This is a genomic window from Pseudoalteromonas sp. SCSIO 43088, assembly GCF_023650795.1.
GTDB classification, from domain to species: Bacteria; Pseudomonadota; Gammaproteobacteria; order Enterobacterales; family Alteromonadaceae; genus Pseudoalteromonas; species Pseudoalteromonas shioyasakiensis.
In genome coordinates, this window is sequence record NZ_CP072675.1 from 3,755,617 (window position 1) to 3,774,815 (window position 19,199).

20 protein-coding genes and 1 pseudogene are annotated in these 19,199 nt (G+C 42.3%); 12 read left to right on the forward strand and 9 right to left on the reverse strand.

What is annotated here, in order from left to right; translation table 11 throughout:
* Position 1: 1 nt before the first annotated feature.
* The 7 genes and pseudogenes from J8Z28_RS17265 (at position 2) to J8Z28_RS17295 (ending at position 4,456) form a co-directional block, all read left to right on the forward strand.
* Positions 2-592: a biliverdin-producing heme oxygenase gene (locus J8Z28_RS17265; protein WP_062566336.1), complete on the forward strand. Its 591-nt coding sequence runs from the start codon at positions 2-4 to the stop codon at positions 590-592.
* Positions 589-978 (forward strand): YbaN family protein, encoded by a 390-nt coding sequence (locus tag J8Z28_RS17270; protein ID WP_058586044.1) that lies wholly within the window; start codon positions 589-591, stop codon positions 976-978. The genes J8Z28_RS17265 and J8Z28_RS17270 overlap by 4 nt, the downstream gene beginning before the upstream one ends.
* Before the next feature lie 329 nt (positions 979-1,307).
* Positions 1,308-1,886: a biliverdin-producing heme oxygenase gene (locus J8Z28_RS17275; protein WP_062566337.1), complete on the forward strand. Its 579-nt coding sequence runs from the start codon at positions 1,308-1,310 to the stop codon at positions 1,884-1,886.
* A pseudogene (locus J8Z28_RS17280) lies at positions 1,886-2,275 on the forward strand (YbaN family protein); the annotation flags it as partial. The gene J8Z28_RS17275 and the pseudogene J8Z28_RS17280, both read left to right, overlap by 1 nt.
* 196 nt (positions 2,276-2,471) lie before the next feature.
* Positions 2,472-3,104, forward strand: a complete 633-nt coding sequence (locus J8Z28_RS17285) for a PepSY-associated TM helix domain-containing protein (RefSeq protein WP_058586042.1) — start codon at positions 2,472-2,474, stop codon at positions 3,102-3,104.
* Positions 3,104-3,604, forward strand: coding sequence for a DUF2271 domain-containing protein (locus J8Z28_RS17290; protein ID WP_055198551.1), 501 nt, complete (start codon positions 3,104-3,106; stop codon positions 3,602-3,604). Before J8Z28_RS17285 ends, J8Z28_RS17290 begins: the two co-directional genes overlap by 1 nt.
* Before the next feature lie 9 nt (positions 3,605-3,613).
* The gene (locus tag J8Z28_RS17295; protein WP_062566338.1) at positions 3,614-4,456 is read left to right on the forward strand and encodes a DUF4198 domain-containing protein; all 843 of its coding nucleotides are present in this window, start codon (positions 3,614-3,616) and stop codon (positions 4,454-4,456) included.
* Between the two features lie 26 nt (positions 4,457-4,482).
* On the opposite strand, the gene J8Z28_RS17300 is transcribed toward J8Z28_RS17295, so the two are convergent.
* Entirely contained in the window at positions 4,483-5,019 is a 537-nt protein-coding gene (locus J8Z28_RS17300; RefSeq protein ID WP_062566339.1) for a hypothetical protein, read from the reverse strand.
* 128 nt (positions 5,020-5,147) lie between these two features.
* On the opposite strand from J8Z28_RS17300, the gene J8Z28_RS17305 reads away from it, so the two are divergent.
* Genes J8Z28_RS17305 through J8Z28_RS17315 form a run of 3 tightly spaced genes read left to right on the forward strand, consistent with a single transcriptional unit; the run spans position 5,148 to position 7,442 of the window.
* A complete protein-coding gene (locus J8Z28_RS17305; RefSeq protein ID WP_062566340.1) occupies positions 5,148-5,573 on the forward strand; it encodes a DoxX family protein in 426 nt (141 codons plus the stop codon).
* A gap of 60 nt (positions 5,574-5,633) precedes the next feature.
* Positions 5,634-6,500, forward strand: a complete 867-nt coding sequence (locus J8Z28_RS17310; RefSeq protein ID WP_062566341.1) for a pirin family protein — start codon at positions 5,634-5,636, stop codon at positions 6,498-6,500.
* 54 nt (positions 6,501-6,554) lie between these two features.
* Positions 6,555-7,442, forward strand: coding sequence for a LysR family transcriptional regulator (locus J8Z28_RS17315; protein WP_054562975.1), 888 nt, complete (start codon positions 6,555-6,557; stop codon positions 7,440-7,442).
* Here the strand turns inward: J8Z28_RS17315 and J8Z28_RS17320 are convergent.
* The 4 genes from J8Z28_RS17320 to J8Z28_RS17335 form a co-directional block, all read right to left on the reverse strand.
* Positions 7,437-8,321, reverse strand: coding sequence for an SMP-30/gluconolactonase/LRE family protein (locus J8Z28_RS17320; protein WP_240701514.1), 885 nt, complete (start codon positions 8,319-8,321; stop codon positions 7,437-7,439). The genes J8Z28_RS17315 and J8Z28_RS17320 overlap by 6 nt on opposite strands.
* Before the next feature lie 27 nt (positions 8,322-8,348).
* Entirely contained in the window at positions 8,349-9,056 is a 708-nt protein-coding gene (locus J8Z28_RS17325) for a sulfite exporter TauE/SafE family protein (RefSeq protein WP_062566342.1), read from the reverse strand.
* Between the two features lie 128 nt (positions 9,057-9,184).
* On the reverse strand, positions 9,185-9,964 hold the full coding sequence (locus J8Z28_RS17330) for an SDR family NAD(P)-dependent oxidoreductase (protein ID WP_054562977.1): 780 nt from the start codon (positions 9,962-9,964) through the stop codon (positions 9,185-9,187).
* A gap of 45 nt (positions 9,965-10,009) precedes the next feature.
* Positions 10,010-10,732, reverse strand: a complete 723-nt coding sequence (locus J8Z28_RS17335; RefSeq protein ID WP_062566343.1) for a FadR/GntR family transcriptional regulator — start codon at positions 10,730-10,732, stop codon at positions 10,010-10,012.
* A gap of 261 nt (positions 10,733-10,993) precedes the next feature.
* Here J8Z28_RS17335 and J8Z28_RS17340 point away from each other — a divergent pair, with 261 nt between their 5' ends.
* Positions 10,994-12,622: a sodium:solute symporter gene (locus tag J8Z28_RS17340; protein ID WP_055020596.1), complete on the forward strand. Its 1,629-nt coding sequence runs from the start codon at positions 10,994-10,996 to the stop codon at positions 12,620-12,622.
* 43 nt (positions 12,623-12,665) lie between these two features.
* Here J8Z28_RS17340 and J8Z28_RS17345 read toward each other — a convergent pair whose 3' ends face one another.
* Entirely contained in the window at positions 12,666-13,694 is a 1,029-nt protein-coding gene (locus J8Z28_RS17345; protein ID WP_062566344.1) for a glycoside hydrolase family 43 protein, read from the reverse strand.
* 133 nt (positions 13,695-13,827) lie between these two features.
* Here J8Z28_RS17345 and J8Z28_RS17350 point away from each other — a divergent pair, with 133 nt between their 5' ends.
* Positions 13,828-14,802: an arabinan endo-1,5-alpha-L-arabinosidase gene (locus J8Z28_RS17350; RefSeq protein ID WP_058586036.1), complete on the forward strand. Its 975-nt coding sequence runs from the start codon at positions 13,828-13,830 to the stop codon at positions 14,800-14,802.
* Between the two features lie 83 nt (positions 14,803-14,885).
* Here J8Z28_RS17350 and J8Z28_RS17355 read toward each other — a convergent pair whose 3' ends face one another.
* The 3 genes from J8Z28_RS17355 to J8Z28_RS17365 form a co-directional block, all read right to left on the reverse strand.
* On the reverse strand, positions 14,886-15,311 hold the full coding sequence (locus J8Z28_RS17355; RefSeq protein ID WP_062566346.1) for an FKBP-type peptidyl-prolyl cis-trans isomerase: 426 nt from the start codon (positions 15,309-15,311) through the stop codon (positions 14,886-14,888).
* A gap of 10 nt (positions 15,312-15,321) precedes the next feature.
* Positions 15,322-17,766, reverse strand: a complete 2,445-nt coding sequence (locus tag J8Z28_RS17360; RefSeq protein ID WP_062566347.1) for a glycoside hydrolase family 127 protein — start codon at positions 17,764-17,766, stop codon at positions 15,322-15,324.
* Between the two features lie 77 nt (positions 17,767-17,843).
* A complete protein-coding gene (locus J8Z28_RS17365; protein ID WP_054552279.1) occupies positions 17,844-19,181 on the reverse strand; it encodes an MFS transporter in 1,338 nt (445 codons plus the stop codon).
* Positions 19,182-19,199: the final 18 nt, after the last annotated feature.

Consider the following 19,199-nt stretch of genomic DNA (forward strand, 5'->3'; position numbering starts at 1 on the left):
CATGTCTCTTACCATTACTGAACATTCGCGATCTCAAGCACTAAAAACAGCAACGACTGATGTGCACAATAATGTCGATAAAAGCATCATGGCCCAAAACCCATTTGCCGATACAAGCAGCTATATATTATTTTTAAGTTTACAGTACAACTTCTTGAAAGATGTCAGTGCATTATACGAACACCCAGAACTTGCTAAGCATATAAATGATCTAATCGCACGTCGTCGCTTGTCTTTATTAGAACAGGACTTTCAAGACCTGAAATACGCATTACCAGAAACCCCTTTAGAACCTTCTATCACCCATGAGACAAATTTTGCTACCGCTTTAGGTTGGCTCTATGTTGTTGAGGGCTCAAAAGTTGGAGCTGCTATGCTTGGTAAGCAAGTAGAGGCACAGCTAAACTTCGATGCTAACCATGGCGCTCGATATTTGAAAGGACCTGGAGCAGGTCGAGGAAGTGCATGGCGAGAACTCACACAACTAATAGACACGTTAGAGCTAACACAAGCCCAAGAAGCTGCTCTAATTGAAGGTGCTCGCCAAGCCTTTACACGCTTTCAACAATTTCAAAGCCAAGTGTATTCATGAAATTTAACCTTCGACTAATAAGGTACAAACAAACCACACTAAAACTAAGTGGGTTTACTTTAGTAGCTCTAGGTGTTGTAGGTATGGCTTTGCCTATTATGCCAACAACGATTTTTTTTATACTTGCCTTAGTGTGCTTTAGTCATGCTTCACCAACACATGCAAAGCAGTTACTTAACCACCCTCGCTTTGGATTAACATTGCGTTTATGGCAAGAAAACAAAGTAATACCTGTCAAAGCAAAGCTCATGGCAGTAACGTGTATATGTTTTAGTTTCTCATTATTAGCCTTAGCAGAACCCGCTCTATGGCTGGTTTTCATGATTGGTTTTATAAAGATTCTTATTGTGACATATATCCTTACACGACCATCAAGTATCGCTTAGTACATGCTATAAAGCATGTTGGAACTAAACTTCACAGTCAAACACCTCCATGCTTTTTTACTTTTTTATAATGTAGCTTTGGAGTATTGATAAAACGTTACAAACACAAAACAAAGAATATTCAGGTCCGATCTGTACCTTTAGTAAAAACATTTTCTGGCTATACAAATGAAAATCATTATTATATAGAATCATTCTAAGCCCGGTTTATTGTTAAAAGCTGTATAGCAGCTTTGCCTGATTATCACTTAGAAATTATGGGTATAACCCTATGACAACATCAACTACCCCGTGCATTTACTCTAAAGACGTTGCTGAGGAACATATTCATGCCAATACTCGAGCTACTTTCTCGAGCTGAAAAGCTAAAACAAACGATAAGCATCATAACCGATGATATTGATCATCATTTATTAGCGTTAGCGCCTAGTGCTGATTTAGATAACTATAAAAAGTTTTTAACCTTACAGTATGTCTACCAGTTAGAATTAAAAGGCCTCTACGAGCATGCTGATTTACATCAATATATAGATAACTTACATGATCGTACGCGATTATCTTTAATCAAGCAGGACTTAGACGATTTAAAGCACCCATTACCAAATCATCAACAGTACCCCTGCCGCTTTCAAAATGCCGACTTTGCCTATGTACTTGGTTGGCTGTATGTAATTGAAGGAGCGCAATTTTCTGCAGCTACATTAGGCAAACAGGTAGAAGCTGAGCTAAAGTTAAATAATCAACGTGGTGCACGCTACCTTGCTAAAGCAAGTGAATACTCTAAAGACTGTCAACTAAATCATCTTATTGATAACCTTGAGCTCTGTGAACAGCAACAAGCCACCTTGATAGAGGGTGCCGAGCAAGCACTGCAACGATTTAAGTTTTATCAGGCCCAGCTTTATTGATGAATGTGAGAGCGGCGTTTACCGCCTATAAAAATGGCTGCTATCAATTACTCGGGTTATTGATGGTGGGTTTAGGTATCATAGGTATTGCATTACCTGTGATGCCGACGACTATCTTTTTTATACTAGCATTGGCGTGCTTTACCCGCTCATCACCCAAGCTTTCTGCCTGGCTGCTAAACCACCCCAGATACGGCCAACCGTTAAGGTTTTGGCAAGAGCATAAGGTTGTCCCTACCCGTGCTAAGTTATTAGCAGGTTTTGGTATGGCTATCGGATATGCTTTTTTACTACTAAGTGCCGCGCCAATTTGGGTGATGTATTTAGTAGCAGTGATTGAATTGAGCGTATTAGCCTATTTAATTAACCGCCCATCTGAGCCAAATAAACCAACTCTAATTCAAGTTAATATAACCACACAGATGCGCTTGATGTTGCTTGCTTGTTTTCTCAGTTCGCAACTAGCAGTGATGGCGTATCTCGCTATTCATTTCTAGCACAAAGAAATGTAAAGAACGTAAACCTGCTTGTTATCAGTAATACAAATCATTATCATATTTGTATCTTTAACGAATAAACCGCATTATGTTCTCATTTAACAAACGCAGCTTTTATAGCGTTAGCCGCGCCTTACACATATACCTTTCAACGGCCTTATTCTTTTTGCTTATTTTATTTTGTGTCAGTGGCATCATTCTTAACCACGTTAGTTGGCTCGAAAATGATAAACATAATGGTCAGAACCAACTACTTGTTTCTGCAGAGCTATTCGAAAAAGCACAAGCAAACCTCGACACATTACCAAGCCTTTACCCTGAAATAGAGCAATACATGCAACAGCAGTTTTCACTCAGCAATGTAAAAAGTATTGAGTGGGAAAAAGAAGATGCCTTGGTAATGCTCGACTACCCGCTTCCGGCTGGCTTTGCCTATGCCGAAATCGATTTTCAAACCGGTGAACTTAATATTGATTATCAAACTGGTGGCTTTATGAGTCTGATTGGTGACTTACACAAGGGCCGCCATACAGGCGAAGCATGGAGCTGGGTGATTGATATCTCAGCTGTTTTGATGATTCTGTTTGCTATTACCGGATTATTTATTCTCTTTCAAAACCGTAAAAAACGTGCCGCAGGCCTTTGGTTAACGCTGCTTGGTGTTGCCACGCCTTTGGTTATTTATCTAGTTTGGGTGCCTCAACTTAAAGGAGTATCTTAATGAAAAAAGCCCACTTACTCGTTGCTCTACTAATTGGCTGTTTGTTCAGCCCTCTGAGCTTTGCAAAAGATCCCAACCTAACCGTTGAATTTACCTTACCTGAGCTAGATGTTTCTCCATATCATCGCCCTTACGTGGCGCTTTGGCTAGAAACACCTGAGCGTAAACACGTTACCACTATTGCACTTTGGGTCGAAAAAGCTGAATGGTTTAAAGACTTACGTCAGTGGTGGCGAAAAGCAGGCCGTAGCAACGACAGCTTTGATGGTGTAACTGGCGCAACAAAACGCCCAGGCACTTACACCATTGAGTGGCAAGGTAAAGATTTAAAGGGCAACCCAGTTAAACCTGGTAGCTACCTACTAAATGTTGAAGTTGTACGTGAAGAAGGTGGCCGAGATTACACCCGCGTTGAAATCGACTTAACGAAAGACGGCAAAGTCACAATTAAAGGCGAAAAAGAGTTCGCGACTAGCTTTGTTACCATTACCAGTAATTAAGGACAAACAATGAAATTAAAATTATTAAAAACGGCGCTGATCGGCGCCGTGACCTTCACAGCAATTGCATCTGGCTATGCACAAGCACATGCCCGTTGGTTAATGCCATCTCACACTTCTTTATCTGGTGATAAAACTCACTATGTGATGATCGATGCGAGTATTTCTAATGAGTTGTTTAGCCCAGATAAAGCATACCGCCCAAAACAAAAAGGCGCAGAGTATGACGACAACTTATTAATTGCCCTTGCTCCAAATGGTAAGCCGGTTGAAGAAACGATTCGTGCATACTATTTAAAACGCAAAAACTCAGCGGCAGTGAGCTTAACGCAAGATGGTACTTACCATATTGCTATGCAGCAAAAGCCAATGCTAATGACTTTCTATAAAGATAAAGACGGCAATCGCGGCCGTGTTTTCGCAGGTAAAAAAGAAGCAGACCTACCAGCAGGCGCAACCGACGTGCGCACTGTAAAATCAATCGCAACTGTTGATACTTTTGTTAGCCGTAATGGTACTTCTAAGCCAACATTGCTTGGTCAGGGCTTAGAAATTTCAGGCCCTACTCACCCGAACGACCTGTTTGCTGGTGAAGAAGCTAAGTTCCAATTGCTAATGGATGGCAAACCAGCTGCTGACGTTGAGCTTGCTATTGTTCGTGGTAGTGCTCGCTACCGTAATGAGCGTGACGAAGTTAAAGTAACAACCGATAAAGAAGGTTTCTTTACTGTGACATTCGCTCACGCCGATATGTATTTGATTGAAGCATCTGTTGATCAAAAACCAGCAGAAGCAGATATCGATAACGTTCGTTACTCATTATTCACAACGCTTGAAGTAGCGCCTGAATAATATGCTGATTAGGCCTTAGCAAAGGCCTAATTCGACTTTCGAGGAAGGCTGTAGTCAACCGTGTGATCGCAGCTACCGTCTTTCTCGCAATCATTTACCCCATCACCATCGACATCCCAGCTTGGATGCATGCCTTTTAATGTACTTTTTACGACGCTAATATCTGCTGTAAATTCACTTTGTTCATCACGTCGCGCAGCATTGCGCATCAAAAACACCCGAATCACATAATCGCCATTATCAGGAATTTTAATCTCGGCATGATCACCTTTTGCCGGGCCAACAAACAAAGCAGTTGGGTTGCCTTTTGGTAAAATATTAAAGTAGTTGCTTGAATTTGATGGAGCAAAATCAACCTTTAAAGTAGTGCCTTTATTAAGGTTAATTTGATATTCCAGCATCTCATAACCTTTAATTGTGTCTTTAACTTGCCAGCTTTGCTGCACCGCAATATCTGAAACTAGCAACTCATAATGACGACTATTTGGTAAATTTTTTTCGGCAAACACCAAGCTACTTGTAGCCACCGAAAAACAAAACCCTATTAATAACAACAACTTCATATTCAACCTCATTTTAAATTCTTTTTTAAAGAATGATAAGCGCTAATTTTACAATTTTTAATTCTTTTAAAGTGAACTTATAGTTACTCCATCGCAGACACACTGCTTAACTAAACAGGATACCTACTATGAAACTTTTTACTTTAATCTCAGCTCAACCACTCTTACAAAATATTAGCACTTTATTGGCACGTATTGGTTTATCGGCCATCTTTTTACTAACCGGCTTTAGCAAAATAGAATTCTTTGATGCAACTGCACAGTACATGGCATCAGTAGGCTTACCAGAGTTCTTACTGCCATTTGTGATTGCTTTTGAAATTGTTGGCGGGTTATTTATTTTACTGGGCTTTTTAACACAACTTACCGCTGTCGCTTTTGCTGGTTTCAGCCTAGTTAGTGCTTTGTTATTCCACTTTCAGCTTGATGATCAAATGCAATTTTTAATGTTCTACAAAAACATTGCAATGGCAGGCGGCTTTTTAGCATTAGCCAGTGTTGGTGCAGGCAAAATCAGCCTAGATCAACTAGTGTTAAAACGTAGTCAGGCATAACATTTATCCCAGCCAATAACCTAGGTTATTGGCTGAATTTGTTTTTAAGAGGGCGCGAATATGGCAACGTTATTAACAGCAACCAGCCATGATATTGGTGGGCTCGATGTAAAACGCATCTTGCCTCATTTTGACAAAAAAATGGTTGGCCCATTTATCTTTTTTGACCACATGGGGCCAAATCACTTTCCTCGCGGTGAAGGCATAAATGTGAAGCCTCACCCTCATATTGGCCTATCAACGCTCACTTATTTATTTACTGGCAATATTTACCATCGCGATTCGCTAGGTAATAGCCTGCAAATAGAACCCGGCGATGTTAACTGGATGACCGCAGGTCGCGGTATAGTGCACTCAGAAAGAGAAAGCCTTGAAGTGCGGGCGAGCGAGCACGACATTAATGGTCTGCAATGCTGGGTTGCTTTACCTGAGAGTATGACCGAAATAGCACCGCGTTTTGAACATATCAAAAAACAGCAATTGCCTGAGAAAATCGAAAAAGGCGTGCTGATGCGACTCATTGTCGGTGATGCCTATGGCTTAAGCTCCCCTGTGAAAAGCTACTCACCGATGTTTTATGTCGATACGGTAGCAGAGCAAGGTAGCCATATAACTAAGCCGTATCCTCACCATGAAACCGCTGTATATGTTATTTATGGTGAAATTAGTGTGGGTGATACTCGCTATACCCAAGGCGACTTTGTGCTACTTGATGACAGCGAACACGAAATAACGACACTGGTGCACAGCCGCTTTATTTTACTCGGTGGCAGTAAATTCAATAAAGTCCCGTATTTACACTGGAATTTTGTTGCTTACAGCAAAGAGCGCATCGAGCAAGCAAAACAAGATTGGCAAGCACAGCGTTTTGCTAAAATTCCCGGTGATGAGCTTGAGTATATTGAGTTGCCCTCACCTAAAAAGTAAACTTTTTCAGCATTTACAGGTACTATTAGGTAGTTAAGTAAGCAAAGGAACATCATGCTAAGAATTACGCTAGAACAGTGGCGCATGTTTCGTGCTGTTGTTGAATTTGGAGGCTTTAACCAAGCCTCACAAGGTATTCATAAAAGCCAGTCGAGTATTCATAATGCAGTTGGCAAAATTGAATCTGCACTCGATGTAAAGTTATTCAGCATTCAAGGCCGTAAAACCGTGCTCACTGAAGCCGGCGAAATGATGCTGCGCCGTGCTAATTACTTACTTGATGAGGCAGCTAAAGTTGAGGCCATTGGGCAAACCTTGGGTGAAGGTATCGAAAGTAAGTTACGCATTGCTGTTGATGCTATTTTCCCACAACAACTGCTTTATAAAGTACTTAACGACACGTCATCGCAATACCCGCAACTGCGTATTGAGCTGCATGAATCTGTGCTAATGGGGGGCAATGAGCTGCTCGAAAACGATCAGGTTGATATTGCCATTACCGGCTTTCCAATTGCAGCAAACTTTCACGAAGAGTTATGTGATATCGAGTTTATTGCTGTAGCACATCCAGATCACCCCTTGCATGAGATAGAGCGTGAAATCACACTCGAAGATTTAAAATCACACCGCCAAATTGTAGTTCGCGATTCAGCGAATAAACACAAACAAGATGGTGGCTGGTTAGGTGCCGATCAACGCTGGACTGTTACTCATTTACGCACTTCAATTGATATGATCAGTAATGGACTGGGCTTTGCGTGGTTACCAAAAGTCGCGATAGAAAAACAACTTGCGGCAGGGCAAATGAAAGCACTTAATTTAACCCATAACAGCAGTCGCAGCGCTAAGTTACATTTACTCTTTAAAGACGGTGACAAACTGGGTCCTGCAGCACGCTCGTTTATTGGCGAGTTGCGTTATCAAGTAATGGAAAACCTATAGCTTCAAGGGCGTTTCAGCAATACCTTTAACGCCCGGCTCGAGAATAAACACGCCACCACTGTGAGGGTAATCAGCGAGCACTGAGTCTTCTAGCCCTACTGCCGCAGTTGTCACTGCCAGATGCGTGAGCTCTTCACCTACAAATGCGACACTCGTAACACGCGGTGCGGGTAAGCGAATAAACTGTACTTGCTCACCGTTTGGGGCAAAACGATACACGCCATAACCATTCCATGCAGCAACCCACAGATGATCTTCGCTATCAACGGTCATGCCATCAGGAAAACCCATATTGTCAGTAAAGCGAATAAACTCTTGTTTATCAGCAAGCTCGCCATGCTCATTCAGAGTGAAGCGGTAGATTGTTTGTTTATCTGAGTCTGTAGAATATAGAAACTGGCCATTTTTACTTACCGCAGGCCCATTGCTAATGGTGTAGTCATGATCAACTGCTGTCGGAGCCTGACCATGACCAAAACGGTATAACTTGCCACTATTGGTTTGCTCTTGAGAGTCCATTGAGCCAAAAAAACCAAAGCCTTGGCGAGACGTTTTACCATCGTTTAAGCGGTTTTGTGAGGGTTCGTGATCGATTGAGTAAAGAAGTTCGCGGCTAAAGTCTTCACTATTAAGCTTATAAACGCCTTTAGCAAAGCCTGCAACTAACTCTGCTTGCTCGGTTTCCATCACCCAACAAATTGGTTCTGGCATGGTAAACTGGCTGACGCGCATTGATTGGCAATGCAAACGAAACAAACGCTGCCCTAAAATATCGACCCAAAATAAACAGTTATGCGCCTTTGCAAAATAGGCACCTTCACCTAATTGGCATTGGCTAGAAATGATTACTTTAATGGTGTCATCGAGCATAGGCTTCATTACACAAACTGCTGAACTATTCTCATTCTATCTGTGTATGAAAATAAGTGCTAGACCAGATAAGCCAGCAACCAGCAAGATGATGCCGCGAATGGCCTTTTCATTGAGGTTATTGTTGATCACAAACGACAAGCCCCAGCCAATTAAAATAGCGGGTAAGCAGAAAAAGAACAGCTTTACATCAGCCATATCGGCAGAGCCTGTCAGCATCAATACAATAATGCCAAACAAGTTTATAAATACAAAAAAGGCACTCAGGTTTGCTTTAATTTTGTCTTTATCTTCAGCTTGATAGAGTAGCCCCATTGGCGCACCACCGGCTGACGTTGTGGTACCTAAAAAGCCCGACGACATTGACGCGAGTAAGCTTGTAATGGTGGAAATTTTTGGTTTCATACCTATGATAGACAATGCCACCACTACCAAAATACTCACTCCTAGCAAGAGTTGATACTGCTTCGCATTGACATACCACATCACCACAGCAGCAAAGATAACTCCCACTGCACCACCAATAATGGAAATGCCTGTTTGTTTCATGTCTATCGCGCCGCGGTGTTTAATCATTAACACCGACGTTAAAAACAGCGCATTCAGAATCATTGGCCCAGGCACCAGCTCTGGCATAAGCCAGTAAAGCACAGGCACACATAGCATGCCTAGACCAAAGCCAATAACACTTTGCAGGCAAGCGCCAATAATCAGAATTAAATAAACAAGTACAAAGTCGGTCAAACTTTCTTACCACCTTCCTAAGTATGAGCTCTGTTGATTCTATAACCCATATTTTATTATTATAGTATAATTTGAATTATGTAAAAATTTTTATTGCAAGCTAGTTGTTTTGCGATTGTTTCGCAAAATTATGTCCAACCTGCATCCACTATCAATGATTGTGCTGTCATCATTCGGCTGTCATCAGCGGCCAAAAACAATGCCGCATTTACCACATGGTCTGGTTGAATTGTTTCGTTAATACACTGACTTAAACGAACATCTTCAATCATTTCTGGGGTTAGCCAATGAGTGATTTGGCGCTCTGTCATCACCCAACCCGGAACCAGTGAATTCACACGAATATTGTCTTTACCATATGAAGCAGCTAATGAACGGGTTAAACCTTCAATCCCCGCTTTGGCAGTTGTGTAGGCAGGCATACCTGTTTGCTTAATACGCCAACTAACCGACCCCATATTAATAATGCTACCACCACCTAAACGCTGCATCTGTTCAACCACAGCTTGCGATGAAAAGAAACACGGGCGCAAGTTAACGGCAAACTTATCTTCCCAATATTTCACATCCATATTTTCAGCGGCATGACGGGTGTCATCGGCTGCGTTATTAATTAACACACCTATGTCACCCTGTTGCTGACGAGTTTGCTCAATGGCCGCTTTTAAGGCTTCAACATCACGAATATCGCAATGGATAAACTGCGGGTCAAACTCATATTTGCCAGCTAATTTTGCGCATAACGCATCGCTTTGCTCAGTTGCAATATCAACAAAGGTGACTTTCGCGCCCTGCTCGCAGAACCGCGTTACCATTACTTCACCAATTCCCGATGCACCACCAGTAATAAACACACTCTTACCAGCAAGGCTTGGGTAAACTGTTTTTAGCTCGTTCGAATTTGGCATGATAACCTTTTGTTTTAAAGTAATTACAACGTCAAAAAGTGATACTTATTGAGCCGCTTCTTTTTCGGCGATTTCTTTTTCAATAAACGCCATTGCTTCATCAATCATGTACGTCATCATGTTTTTAGCACGCTCAGGGTCGCCGCTCGCAATCGCGTTATACACTTTAAAGTGCTCTTCAGCGATAGCCTTTTTATTGCCCTTAGCAGGTGTAGTATGTTGAATACTCACATGTAATGCGGTGCGAATAAAATCACGTAATTGATAGAAAAAACGGTTACCACTGGCATGTAAAATTGCTGTGTGGAAGGCAAGATCTGGCTCATGCATTACGCCTTCTGGCTCTTCTGCTGCCGCTTGCATTTTATCTAGTGCCATTTTAATTTCTGCAATGGCTGCTTGGTCGCCTTTTCTTGCTGCAAGTGCTGCTGCTTGTGGCTCAATCGCCAAGCGCACTTGTAGAAATTCTTTAAGTACGTAAAGTGATGGGCTGCTTTCTAACAACCATTTTAATACGCTTGTGTCGTATAAGTTCCAGTTCTCCGCCGACTCAACACGAATACCTTGTCGTGGACGAGAAGAAATCAGTCCTTTTGCAGCAAGCATTTTCACTGCTTCACGAACAGCTGTGCGGCTAATACCATACACTTCACAAAGTTGTGCTTCGGTTGGTAGCCCCGTTTCAGTGTTATAATCACCAACAATAATTGCTTTACCAAGCTCATTGGTAACTTGTTGTGATAGGTTTAAATTTTCTAAACGCGCCATGTGTGTTCCTCAAAAGATCTGAGTAATATGATACATCTATAAAGCTATTCCGTCATCCTGGAAATAATTGATTAAAATCAATAACAAGCAAAAAACAACCTAATACAAGTGTCTATATTTCGAACAACATAGTCATCATTTCACCTACAGACTGTCACCTTATTTTAACAAATCTCTTTCACTTAACCTATTTATAATATAATATTTTTATTCAACAACTAAAAAAGCAAAATTCTCTTTCTAAATTAGGTGGAACACACGATGGTCGAACTAAGTACCTTAGACTGGGCAGTGCTAGCAGGATTTTTTGTCCTGTTACTAGGCGTTGTCGTGATGTCTATGCGACAAAAAGAAGAAGACACCGCTGATTACTTTTTAGCGGGTCGTAATGCAAGTTGGTTAGTGATTGGTGCCTCTATTTTCGCATCGAACATTGGCTCGGAACATTTAGTGGGCCTTTCAGGTTCAGGTGCACAATCGGGTATGGCACTGGCTCACTGGGAGATGCAATCGTGGATCATTCTACTGCTCGGTTGGATTTTCGTGCCTTTCTATTGGAGTAGTAAAGTCTACACCATGCCTGAATTCTTAGAGCGCCGCTTTAACTCTAAATCACGTACCTTCTTATCTGTTATCTCATTGATTAGTTATGTACTAACCAAGGTTGCGGTAACGGTTTATGCCGGCGGTATCGCATTTAAAACAATATTAGGTATTGAGAGCATTTGGGGCATCGACTTCTTCTGGATTTCAGCTATTGGCCTAGTGGTTATCACCGGTATTTATACGGTACTTGGCGGTATGAAAGCCATTATGTGGACCTCGGTGTTGCAGACCCCTGTACTCATTATTGGCTCCTTAGTCATATTAGTTGTTGGTCTAGATAAAGTAGGTGGCTGGGCAGAAGTTGAGCGTATCAACGATGCTAATATGCACCTTATTCGCAGTGCTTCAGATGCTGAGTTCCCATGGCCTGGCATTGTATTTGGTTCATTCATTATTGGTTTTTGGTATTGGTGTACCGACCAATACATCGTACAACGTGTTTTATCTGCAAAAGGCATTAAAGAAGCGCGTCGCGGTACCATGTTTGCTGGTTACCTAAAATTACTTCCTGTATTTATCTTCTTAGTACCAGGCATGATTGCATACGCATTGAATGTTAAAGGTATTATTAGCTATGAAAGTGCTGACCAAGCTTTCCCAACTTTAGTTGCTGAGCTATTACCAGCCGGCGTTAAGGGGATTGTAATTGGTGGTTTAGTAGCAGCTCTTATGAGCTCTTTAGCATCATTATTTAACTCATCAGCAACCTTATTTACCATTGACTTCTATAAGAAATTCAAACCAGAATCATCTGAGAAGCACCTTCTGAAAGTAGGCCGTATTGCCACTATCGTGATTGTTGTATTAGGTCTTCTGTGGATACCCGTCATGAGCTTAATTGCCGATGTGCTTTATGAATATCTGCAAAGTGTGCAGTCTCTTATTGCACCAGGTATTGCTGCGGTATTTTTACTAGGTTTATGTAGTAAACGCATCACTCCAACAGCGGGTTTTGTGGGCTTAGTATCAGGTTTTGTGCTTGGTATGATCCGCTTAGTGTTACTGCCATTTAAAGATGATTTAACAGGTTCATCATTTGCGTGGATCACCACAATGAACTGGTTATATTACTGTATTCTGCTATTTGTCGTGGTCGTTGCGATTATGATTGTGGTGAGTATTTTCACCAAACAAGCAGACGAAGAACAATTGAAAGGTCTTACTTTCTCAAGCCTAGATAAAGCAACTATGAAAGAAGTAGCTGCCGGCTTAGATAAGTGGGATTACATTCATACCGCGGGTATTATTGGTATTACTGCCTTTATTTACTACCGCTTCTGGTAATCGTTCGTTCCCAAAGTTGTAGGGCGCCAATTGGCGCCCTTTTTTAATCAGCGAGTTCTGGTGAGAACACAGGAAAACCGTTTTTATCCCACGTAATAATGCGTGCTCGCGCATGGCGATTTGGGTCTGTAAGCGGTGTGCCTTTCAGCTCTTTATAGTCACGACTGTGATAAATCATTAAATCGGTTACACCATCTTCAGCTTTTACAAAACTGTTGTGCCCAGGGCCAAAACGACCTAGCTCAGCATTGGTGGTGAACACCGGCTCAGCCTTTTTATGCCAACTAGCAGGATCAAGCAAATCAGCATTCACATCTGCCCATAGCAAGCCCATCGCATATCGATGATCGGTGGCACTGGCTGAGTAAGTGACAAATATTTTATCGCCATGGATGATAACAGCAGCACCTTCGTTGACCTTATAACCTTGCACTTCCCACTCGAGGGTTGGCTCTGTAATCGCAATAATAGGCTCTTTAATTGATGTTGGAGAGTCCATTTCAGCTAACCATAAAGCTGAGTTATAGGTTGCAGGCTGGTTTTGCTGCGCCCAAATCATGTAACGCTTACCCTTGTGCGTAAAACTTGTGGCATCAAGCGAAAAACTATCAAGGTGGCTAGTTACTTGCCCCATTTCTTGCCACTCACCTTGCATCGGATTAGCACTGTCGTTTTTAAGTGCATACATGCGAATACTGAACGGTTTTTCGATATCACCTGCAGCGAAGTAGATATACCAACTGCCATCAATCTGATGTAGCTCAGGGGCCCAAATATTGACACTCATTGGGCCTTTATCGCGCTTTTGCCAAATAACCTTCGGCTCAGCTAATTTTAAATCGTTTAAACGACAAGCTTGGCGCAGCTCAATTTCATCAAATTTCGGCGAACTACCTATAAACGTGTAACAGCCACTTTTATCATCGCGAACTAACCAAGGATCAGCACGTTTGAGTACAATGGGGTTATCAATTGGCGCTAAAGTCTTGCTACTATTAGCATCAGCAAGGGCTGACAATGGCGAGGCACTTAACGCACTAAGAAGCGTTAGCCGAGATAATTTTTTGAGCATAATGTGTCCTGTATTTCGTCTCGATTTTATTGTTAATATTGTATTACATATTATATAGTAGCTGAATGAACACAAGAGTTAAAACAACAAAAGGTATTCAAGCATGAGACCCGTAAGTAAGGTGACACACGCAATGAAGTGGCTTTCAACAGGGCTACTTTTTTCTGCCGCAGCCGTTTCTGCAAAGCAAGTTGAAGTACACGATCCGGTGATGACCAAAGAGGGCGACACGTACTATGTATTTAGCACAGGCCCTGGTATTACCTATTATGAATCGAAAGATTTAACCAACTGGAAACTCACAGGCCGCGTTTTTAAAGACGAGCCAAGTTGGGCAAAGCGTATTTCACCAAGCTTTGATGGCCACTTATGGGCACCTGATGTGTATGAGAAAAATGGTAAGTTTTACCTTTATTACTCAGTCTCTGCATTTGGCAAAAACACTTCGGCAATTGGTGTAACGGTTAACGAAACCCTTGACCCATCATCACCTGATTACAAGTGGATTGACTACGGCATAGTGGTTGAATCAGTGCCTGAGCGAGACGATTGGAATGCTATCGACCCTGCAATAATCGAAGATGAGAATGGTACACCGTGGATGAGCTTTGGTTCGTTCTGGGGCGGCCTTAAACTAGTAAAACTTGATGATGACATGGTGCGCTTAGCAAAACCTGAAAAGTGGCATCACATTGCGAGTCGTCCAAACACGGAACATGGCCCGATTGAAGCACCTTATATCTTTAAAAAGAACGGCTATTACTACCTATTTGTTTCGTTTGATAAATGCTGCCGTGGCGTAGAGAGTACTTACAACGTACGCGTAGGTCGCAGCAAAAACATCGAAGGCCCATATTTAGATCAACAAGGTCGCTCTATGGTTGATGGCGGTGGCAGTTTAGTTATTGAAGGTAATAAAGACTGGGCTGCTCTTGGTCATAATGCTGCGTACACCTTTGATGGCAAAGACTATTTAGTATTACACGCCTACGAAACAGCCGATAACGGCGTGCAAAAGCTACGTATTTTACCTATGAGCTGGAAAAACGATTGGCCGGTTGTTAACCCAGCCGACCTAAATAAGCTTAAAACCAAGCTTAAAAAGTAATTATTCAACATACAAAAAACCTGCAAAATTGCAGGTTTTTTATTTGCTTTAATGACCTCGTTTGAGGTTGAAAGTAGGCGTTATTAACTAAAATCAATCAAGGTAATATCAACGAGCATGGGGCTTTGGCAGCCCTGCTGATGCTTTTCTTCAATAAATGCGCTGTACACATCGCGTGCCAGATGCGCAGGAATTAAAACTTCAAAGCGACTGCCTTTATTCATTAATTGCAACGCTTCTTGCAAACCCACTATCGCCTCTGCAATTTCGTACTCTACAGCGGCGCCTTGCTTGCGAGTATCAAATAACACCCGACCATTTGTAAGGGTAACCCGTTGATGCACAGTCACTGTGGCATCCCAACAAGGTTTATCCCCCTGACCTTGCTCAATTACTCGATAACCAAGCCCTGTCGGTGTTTGGTAAAAACTGTGTTGCTCAGCGCTGTTATCTAAAAGCGACGGTAAAACATGCTCTTTAGCCGTCGCAAACACATTGTTGCTTAACATAGCCAACTCTTTATTGTGCATTGATTAAACGAATACCATAGATACCACCGGCAACAGAATCTTTGTCGGCAGCAAAACGTAAGGTAAGGGTTTTCGACTTTTTCATTGCTTCTGTTAATGGGTAATCAATGGTGTAGAACTCATCCGTTGGTTTACCTACAGGCAAACTAACCGCAGCTAATTGCTCGCCATTTAATTTAATAGAGAAATGACGATCTACATCGCCAATAAAATAGCGAACACGCAAAGCAACCGCTTTTTGTTCTGGGTTACTAAGCTGATACTCAAACCAACCTGTCGCATCGCGCCAGTGATGACCATTATTAACACCTGCGCGGGTTCCCTCACCTTTAAAGTCGTGTTCGACTTCAGGTTGTTGTTCACCCGGTGTAATTTGGTCAACGGTTAATAAACGAAGCTGTTCTTTCGCTTGCTCAGCCGCTTTTGCATCGGCAACAAATTGCGTGAACTCTGCTTCGCTTTGCTGCGGCCAATACACTTGATAGCGACTATCGTGTAAGCGGAAGAACGGAATTAGCTCTGTGCTTTTAGTGTTATCGATACCTTGCTTGGCAATCGCCACATTTTTATCGGCGATAAATGCAAGCTCTTGGCCCGGTTTACGAGTAAGATCGGCAATAAATTTTTCTGGTTCACTCAGCATGATTGGCAGAGCTTCTGGCGGACAAGTCGGCCCCGCGGCAATGTGGCCCATGCGGCTATTATCGGCAACAAAGTTAAGCTGCTCATTTGCAAATGCTTGTACTTTGGTAGCCATTACAACAGGCCCATACATCACAGAGTAATAATGCTGGCCATCAGGTAGCTGCTCAGTATAAAGCTTAGGACTAAGCTCAAAGGCAAGCTTATCACCGCTTTGCCATGCATGGCTGATACTGTAATAACCATCTTTTTCGGTTGCGCTTACAGCTTGTCCATTTAAAGTAAAGCTCAGCTCACCTTGCTGCCAAGACGGTTTACGAATATGAATTACCGACTCAGTGCTTTGCCCCTCAGACAAACGATTCACGGTCAGTGAAACCTTGTTACCATCTGGAAATTGGCTGTCTTGCGTGATCTGCAAACCCTGCTGTTGCCAATTTAACGTGCTTGGAATAAACAAGTTCACCCATAGCTCTTTACCGGTATTGCTATAAATCAGCTCACCATATTTGCTGTGATTCTCAATACCTGAGCCTACGCAGCACCACATTGAATCTTGCACTGACGAATACATGCGGTAATGCCCAGGGCGCATTGAGGTAAAGTAAACAAGACCGCCATGCTCTGGGTGTTGTGACGATAAAATATGGTTATATGTGGCGCGCTCATAATAGTCTAAATAACGCGTATCACCGGTTTTTAAGAATAATAACTTACTCAGTTTCATCATGTTGTAAGTGTTGCAGGTTTCTGGACCTTCAACATCTTCAACCATCGGCGTGAAGTCACTTTTATCATGAAAATGCTCACGTACTGAGTTACCGCCAATTGATACTGAGCGCTCTTGGCTGACTGTTTTCCAGAAAAAGTCAGCACCTTGCTGCCATGCTTTGTCATCGCTGGCATTTGCTACTTTCAACATACCAATAATTTTTGGAATTTGCGTATTGGCATGTAGGCCAGTTAACTTATCTTCTTTGTGTAATAAGGGTTCAATGATGATGTTATGAGAGAACTGACGGGCTAGCTTTAAGTAGCGCTCATCATCACTGATAAAGTACATATCAGCAAACACATCATTTAAGCCACCATGCTCTGAATACAACATTTGTTGAACTTGTTCATCAGTTAGCTTGGCAGTGGTCGCTAAGAACCATTCGCCTAACTTAAATAGCATTTGTTTGGCTTTATCACTGCCTGCTACGTCGTATGCATCACGCAAGCCATGGAAAATTTTATCTATGTTATAAAGCGGTACCCAGCGGTCATTTAAGCTGAATAAATCGGCTTTGATTTCACCTTTTTCAATCTGCTGCCACATTTCATCGCCATTTGGGATACCGCCTAAGTAACCACCAGTGGCTTGCTGGGCGCGATCTAGCTCGCTTAGCATATAATCTAAACGCTGCTTTAATTCTTCGTCACCTGTGGCTGCCCACGCAAGGCTTAAGGCTGAAAGATAATGACCGCCAATATGGCCATCAAGGCCAGTACTTTCCCAGTTGCCATAGTTAGGCGCTTTTGGTTCAAGGCCGGCTTCACGCAGATAAGGAGCAAGCAGCTGATCAGGACGAAGAGCTAATAAATAACGCACATTCGTTTGCTGCGCATGTAAAAACGGGCTGGCGCTTAAACTTACTTGATTTAGGGCAAATAAATGTTGTTCGCTGGTAAGTTCAGCATGCTCCACTGAAGCGGCTTGTTTACTGTCTGTTGGCATTTCACTGCAACCGGACACAGTTAAAATTGCAGCGCAAACGCTTGCTAAATAGCTAACCTTGAATGTGTTCATACTGTTGTCTCCCAGCAAATTGTTATTTTAAAGAGCAAAGCGCACACACTTATTTAGTGTGTGCGTTTAAAGAGTGGTTATTTTGGTAGACGCTTATGAATAACCATATCCGTATAGTACTCATCGGTAATTTTGTATTTTTTCAAAATCAGACCTAGTAAGGCGTGGAAAACACCCGGAATGATAGTTAGCATCAGTGCTAAGCCCATAAGGGTAAATTCAGTTTGCTCAACGTTAGGCTTGTACTCAAAAAATGCCAGTAATAAACCACCCGCTAAGCCCGCTAAACCGCCCCCGGCTTTTTGGCAGAATGAAATACCACCAAACGATAGACCCGATGCACGAACGCCGTCTTTAATTTCACCGTAATCAACGGCTTCAGCAATTGCAGACCAGAACACTGGCGCATGTAAATCAACCACAAATGACAAGATGATATAAAGCACAAACGCCATCATTACATCGCCCGGTTGCACTACAAAATACATTAGCAATGAAATAAATAGCACGGCGATTTGTGATTGACGGAATAGCTTCATTTTACAGTAACGCTGGGTGATCCACGTACTTGCCACCATTGAGACAATAGATGCTGCAATACCCGCACTGGTAAAGGCACCTGCTAAATCTGGTACACCTAAGTAATAGGTTGCGTAATACATAGCAACACTGCCACGAATCGCATAACCAAGCGTACCAAGTACACATGCTGCACACAGTAGTAACCATTGGTCGTTTTTAATAAGTACTTTTAATTGCGTAAGTACACCTTCGGTTTGTGGCTCATGGGTAATACGTTCGCGAGTAGTAAAGAAGCAAAACAAAAATAGTGCTACGGCACATGCCGATACCAATGCCATTGCCAGTTTATAACCATACGACAAGCTGCCATCTCCCCAATATGAGGCAAGTAGCGGCACTGAAAATACGATCACTACATTAGCAATCTTAGCGAAGAACATACGGTAACCATTAGCTGACAAACGCTCTTTTGGATCGGCAGTTAATACACCAATGTAAGAGATATAAGGAATAGCAACACCGGTAAACATCAAGGTCGCAAACAAGTACGTGGCATAAGCCCACGCTAACTTCATGTTGTAGTCGAAATCAGGCGTGGTAAATAACAGTACGACCGATAAACCATAAGGCACAGATAAAAATAAGAACCAGTGACGGAACTGACCCCAACGGGTTTTCACTTTGTCGGTGATCACCCCCATTAATGGATCGGTAAAGGCATCAACAAAACGCGCCACTAAGAACAACACACCCATATCAACCGGATCAAGTCCGTAGATATCGGTGTAAAAGAAAGACATAAAATAGAATAACGCTGCAACCATGACATTTACTGCCATGTCGCCGGCGCCAAAGCCGACCTTTTCTACAACGGATAACTTTTGAGATTCCATACAACAACACCCTAATTG